Genomic DNA, 6,029 nt, shown 5'->3' with positions numbered 1-6,029 from the left:
GCCGCTGCGCGAGGCGATCGCGAAGAAGTTCAAGCGCGAGAACAATCTCGACTACCGGCCGGAGCAGACCATCGTCGGCACCGGCGGCAAGCAGATCCTGTTCAATGCCTTCATGGCGACGCTGAACCCTGGCGACGAGGTCATCATCCCCCGCCCCTACTGGGTGAGCTATCCCGAAATGGTGGCGATCTGCGGCGGTACGTCCGTCTTTGCCGACACCTCGATCGGCAACGGTTTCAAGCTGACGCCCGAAGTGCTCGAAAAGGCGATCACGCCGAAGACGAAATGGCTCTTGATGAACTCGCCGTCCAACCCCTCGGGCGCCGCCTACACCGAGGCCGAGCTTCGGGCGATTGCCGACGTGCTGCTGAAGCATCCGCATGTCTGGACGCTCACCGACGACATGTACGAGCACCTGACCTATGGCGACTTCGTCTTCAAGACCATTGCCGAGGTCGAGCCGAGCCTCTACGAGCGCACGCTCACCATGAACGGCGTGTCGAAGGCCTATGCCATGACCGGCTGGCGCATCGGCTATGCGGCCGGGCCGGTGCAGCTGATCAAGGCGATGGACATGATCCAGGGCCAGCAGACTTCCGGCGCCTGCACCATCGCGCAGTGGGCTTCCGTCGAGGCGCTCAATGGTCCGCAGGACTTCATCGCGAAGAACAAGGCGATCTTCCAGGGGCGGCGCGATCTCGTCGTGTCGATGCTCAACCAGGCGCGCGGCATTTCCTGCCCGTCGCCGGAAGGCGCCTTCTATGTATATCCGTCCTGTGCGCAGTTGATCGGCAAGAAGACGAAAAGCGGCAAGGTCATCGAGACCGACGAGGTCTTCTGCTCGGAACTGCTCGATGCCGAAGGCGTGGCGGTGGTGTTCGGCTCGGCCTTTGGACTCGGCCCGAACTTCCGCATCTCCTACGCCACGTCGGACGCGCTGCTGGAAGAAGCCTGCACGCGCATCCAGCGCTTCACGGCGTCGCTGACCTGACCGACGTCGACATCGAATGACGAAGAACCCGGCTCAGGCCGGGTTTTTCATTGGGCGGGCGCCCAATCGCCATACTGCTCGCCGGAGACCTCCTCCAGCCATTCGGCATGGACGCCGTCCAACGCTTCCTGCATGGCGACGTGGGTCATCGTCGTTTTCGGCCCGGCGCCGTGCCAGTGCTTTTCGCCCGGAGCGAAGGAGATGACGTCGCCCGCCCTGATCACCTCTACCGGTCCACCCCACGTCTGCGCGAGGCCGGAGCCGGCCGTGACATAGAGCGTCTGGCCAAGCGGATGGGTATGCCAGTGAGTGCGGGCTCCGGGCTCGAAGCTGACCAGCGTCGCTCTGAGCCGTGCCGGCGCTTCCCTGTCGATGATCGGAGTCTGCAGCACCCTGCCGGTGAAATAGGTCTGCGGTGCGATGATCGTCGGCACGCTGCCGCACGCTATGATCTTCATTCTTCGATCCTCAAGCCGTTGGCGGGATGGCAGGCAGTTTCGCCCCGATATCGAGACCGCGCAATCGGCCCCGCTTTAGTCGGCGGCGACGACGAAACGCACCTCGGCATGATCGCAGGACGCTGTATAAGCTTTTGTAAATACTGTCATAAATCGTTGCTTTTTAACCATAAGCAAGGAGCGCCAGGCCAAGCGCGGAGGAATACGGCGAGGCCGTTACTATGCTCAATATTTCTTAACGGCTGAGCTCTAGCCATGGCTGGTGCTGTGGGGGCGCGGATATGAGCATTTTGGCGACGATCAAGGACCATAGCGGCAGGATTTACCGCGGCATCCAGGCGCTGCTCGTGGTGAGCATTGCCGCGACGGCGCTCGCCGCCTTCGGACTTACCGAGAATGGTTCTCGCACCACTGCCCTCGCGACGTCGGTAGCCGCCACCTGCCTGGCGCTTCTGGTACTGATGTATATGCGCTCGAGCGTCGTCCAGCGGCTGCAGTCGGCGGCGGCCGCCGAAGCCGAGAAGCATCGCTTTCTCACTATCGACGCCATGACCGGCGCCATGACCCGGCGCTATTTCATCGAAGCGCTTCGCGACAGGCTTGGCGCCCTGCGCAACAAGCGCGAGGCTAGCCTGCTGCTCATCGACCTCGATCACTTCAAGCAGCTCAACGACACGTTCGGCCACCAGTTCGGTGACATTGCCCTGACGCATCTGGTCAAGGAGGCCGAACGTATCTTCACCGACGGCGTCATCGGCAGGGTCGGCGGCGACGAGTTCGGCGTCATGCTGCCGCATGGCGACGCGGCCGCCATCCACAGCGATGCGCGCCGGCTGCTCGACGCGATGCGGGCCGGAAAAAGGCATGAGGGCAAAGTCATCCCGCTGTCGATCTCGGTCGGCGTCGCGCTCGCGCCGCTGCATGCCTCCAACACCACCGAGCTGATGCTTCTGGCCGACCTTGCACTCTACGAAAGCAAGGCTGGCGGACGCGGCCGCGTCACCGTGTTCGACGAGGAGATGCTGTATGACAAGCGGTATCGCCGTCTCGTTGAGCGCGAGTTGCGCGCGGCCGTCTATCTCGGCGAGCTCGAACTCCACTATCAGCCTATCGTCAATCCGGACGGTTCGGTTGATGCGCTCGAAGGCTTGATCCGCTGGCGTCATCCCGTAAGGAGCCTGATATCGCCGGCTGAGTTTATCCCGATCGCCGAGCGATCGACGCTGATCGATATGATCGGCGAATGGGTTTTCAAGCGCGCCTGCCAGGACATTGGCCACTTTCCAGGACGGCGCATCTCGATCAACGTGTCCGGCGAGCAATTGAAGCGCGACGAGATCGTGACGATGTGCGACCGGGTCTTGCGTGAAACCGGCCGGTCGGCGTCCGAATTCATCATCGAGATCACCGAGACGGTGGCGACCGCCGCCACGCCGGAAATCCTCAGGCGCCTGGAGGCGCTGCGCGGCCTCGGCTTCCACATCGCGCTCGACGATTTCGGCACCGGCCACTGTGGCTTCAACTATCTGAAGACACTGCCCATCGACAGCGTCAAGATCGACCGCTCCTATATCCGCAGCCTCGCCCATGACCAGGTGGCGCAAATCTTCGTGTCCGCGCTCGCCCAGATCGCGCGCATCCAGGATATCACCATCGTCGCCGAAGGCGTGGAAACGGCTGAGGAATTCACCCTTGCCCGGACGGCCGGCTGCTGCCGGTTCCAGGGCTATTTCTTCGGCAAGCCGGCGCCGCGCGACAAGATGAGCGCCGTGCGCGCCGCCGGCATCGAGCCGCTTGCCCTGACCGCGTGACGGATTGGATTTCCGCCTGACGGAGCGAAGCCGGCGAATTTCCTATTTTCCTTGCCCTCCCCGCAAACCCGTGTGACGATGTCTTTGGGCACGTGGTGACTAACAACCACGCCCGCGACGGCCGAACAGGCCGGCCGCCGCTCTTCACAGGGTGCGATCGGACGCAAAACCGGTTTCCACTTTTTGCTGATCGCTCTCTTGGGAAACGCCTGAGTGGAGGTCAGCCATGGGTACTCGCGCCGGAGGACGACGCACGGGACCGAAATGCATCGCCATAGTCGGTCCCTTTGCAAGCGGTAAGACGACACTTCTCGAAGCAATTCTCGCCCGCACGGGCGCCATTCCCCGCCAGAATCCCGTTTCTTCGGGCAACACCGTTTCCGATCATTCGCCCGAGGCCCGTGCCCACGCCATGAGCGTGGAGGCCAACTTCGCCACCACCGAATTCATGGGCGAGCAGTTCACCTTCGTCGATTGTCCCGGTTCGATCGAATTCGCGTTCGAAGCCGAACCTGTGCTCGCCGCGTGCGATGCCGCCGTGGTCGTTGCGGAAGCCGACGAAAAGAAGATCCCGGCGCTGCAGCTCATCATGCGCAAGCTCGACGATCTCGGCGTGCCGCGCATCCTGTTCCTGAACAAGGTCGACAAGGCAATCGCCGGCGTCCGCGAGACGCTGAAGATGCTGCAGCCGGCAAGTTCGGTGCCGCTTCTGTTGCGCCAGATCCCGCTGCGCAAGGATGGCGTCGTAATCGGCTCGATCGATCTCGCGCTGGAGCGCGCCTATGTCTATCGCGAGTATGCCGAAAGCCAGGTCGCCGAGATCCCGGACGACGACAAGGCGCGTGAGCTGGAAGCCCGATTCTCGATGCTGGAGACGCTTGCCGATCACGACGACCAGTTGATGGAGCAATTGCTTGAGGAGATCGAGCCGCCGAAGGACGCGATCTTCGACGACCTTTCGGCCGATCTTCGCGCCGGTGCGGTGACGCCTGTGCTGATCGGCACCGCCGAGAGGGGCAACGGCGTGGTGCGGCTCCTGAAGGCAATCAGACACGACGCGCCGGATGTCGAGGCGACCCGCAAGCGCCTTGGCGTGCCGGACGGCAACCAGGCGGTCGTGCAGGTGATGAAGACCATCCACACGGCGCATGGCGGCAAGCTGTCGGTCTCGCGCGTGCTGTCCGGCCAGTTGGCCGACGCGGCCGAGCTTTTCCTTTCCAACGGCGACTCGGCGAAGGTTTCAGGCATCTACAAGATGCTCGGCAAGGACCAGTCCAAGCTGGCATCAGCCAAAACGGGCGACACTGTCGCGCTCGGCAAGCTCGACAACGTCAAGACCGGCCAGACGCTGAGTTCCGCCAAGGGCGGCATCAGGCCCCTGGTCACGCTGGATCCGGCACAACCCGTGTTTGCCTTCGCGCTACGTCCCAAGGAGCGCAAGGACGAGGTCAAGATGTCGGCGGCGATCCAGCGGCTTGCCGAGGAGGATCCCTCGCTCACCCTCCGCCACAACCAGGACTCCGCCGAAACCGTATTGTCGGGGCATGGCGAAATGCACCTTCGTGTGGTGCGTGAGCGCCTCGAAGGCAAGAACCAGATCCCGATCGAGGGACACGCTCCGGCGGTACCCTATCGCGAAACGATCCGCAAATCCGCCCAGCAGCGCGGCCGCCACAAGAAACAATCCGGAGGCCACGGCCAGTTCGGGGACGTGGTGATCGAGATCAAGCCGCTGCCGCGCGGCACGGGCTTCCAGTTCACCGACACGATCACCGGCGGCGTCGTGCCGAAGACCTACATCCAGTCGGTGGAGACCGGCATCCGCGACTATCTGAAGACCGGGCCGCTCGGCTTCCCGGTGGTGGATGTCGCTGTCAACCTGTCAGATGGCTCCTATCATGCGGTCGACTCCTCGGACATGGCCTTCCAGATGGCTGCGAAGCTCGCGATGAAGGAAGGCATGGCCGCATGCTCGCCGGTGCTGTTGGAGCCGGTCATGAAGGTCGAGATCGTGACGCCCTCGGACGCGACCTCGAAGATCATTGCGCTGATCCCGCAGCGTCGCGGCCAGATCCTCGGCTACGACGCGCGGCCGGACTGGCCAGGCTGGGACGTGGTCGAGGCAACCATGCCGCAGGCCGAGATCGGCGACCTGATCATCGAACTGCGTTCGGCGACGGCTGGCGTCGCCAGCTACAAGGCCGCTTTCGACCATATGGCCGAGCTGACCGGTCGCCTGGCCGACGAGGCGATGAACGCCAACGGCAAGGCTGCCTGAAGGCAAATACCAAAACGGCGTCCGGATCATCCGGACGCCGTTCTTTTTGCGGACCGTCTTCCTGGGAGGCAAACGGCAGGTCCGCCGCAGCAGGAAAAATGGTTCGGACGCGGTAGCTGCCTGAGCCCGGCCGTTCGAGTGATGCCCCCATCTCCCGAACCGGCCAACCGCGTCCTATGGTCTACTTAATCCATAGAGTGCGTCCGCGACATGTTACCCGATGTTACATGTCACCGTTACGCGGTGGATAAGGGCGTTTTTTCGGTAGCGTGGCTACCTTCGGGCAACAAAAAAGCCGGATCAATAAAGATCCGGCTGAGTTTGATTGGAAGTGCCGATTAGGGCTAACCTCCAGAGGGGAACACTCGAGGGCGCTAATGGGAGGAGAACGCGCCCCAGAGATGCAACTATATATCTGCTCATCATGCCCAAGAAACAAGCATCTATTTTGCAACACACGCATGCAAAAAGACGCAGGCTGTGGTCCAACC

Annotated in this window: 4 protein-coding genes; 3 read left to right on the top strand and 1 reads right to left on the bottom strand. The window is 62.6% G+C overall.

Annotated elements, in window-relative coordinates:
- The coding region (locus tag Q0L57_RS03745) for a pyridoxal phosphate-dependent aminotransferase (protein WP_296738300.1) at positions 1-991 on the top strand (991 nt) is incomplete at its 5' end.
- A 47-nt stretch (positions 992-1,038) separates the two neighbouring features.
- Here the strand turns inward: Q0L57_RS03745 and Q0L57_RS03740 are convergent.
- Positions 1,039-1,449 (bottom strand): cupin domain-containing protein, encoded by a 411-nt coding sequence (locus Q0L57_RS03740; RefSeq protein ID WP_296738299.1) that lies wholly within the window; start codon positions 1,447-1,449, stop codon positions 1,039-1,041.
- Positions 1,450-1,730: 281 nt separating this feature from the next.
- On the opposite strand from Q0L57_RS03740, the gene Q0L57_RS03735 reads away from it, so the two are divergent.
- Together Q0L57_RS03735 and Q0L57_RS03730 are read left to right on the top strand one after the other, a co-directional pair.
- On the top strand, positions 1,731-3,260 hold the full coding sequence (locus Q0L57_RS03735) for an EAL domain-containing protein (protein ID WP_296738297.1): 1,530 nt from the start codon (positions 1,731-1,733) through the stop codon (positions 3,258-3,260).
- A gap of 226 nt (positions 3,261-3,486) precedes the next feature.
- The gene (locus tag Q0L57_RS03730) at positions 3,487-5,538 is read left to right on the top strand and encodes an elongation factor G (RefSeq protein ID WP_296738296.1); all 2,052 of its coding nucleotides are present in this window, start codon (positions 3,487-3,489) and stop codon (positions 5,536-5,538) included.
- Positions 5,539-6,029: the final 491 nt, after the last annotated feature.

The organism is Mesorhizobium sp. (assembly GCF_024509055.1).
Lineage (GTDB): Bacteria > Pseudomonadota > Alphaproteobacteria > Rhizobiales > Rhizobiaceae > Mesorhizobium.
The sequence above is the reverse complement of the archived record's forward strand: the minus strand, read 5'-3'. Positions and strand labels throughout refer to the sequence as shown.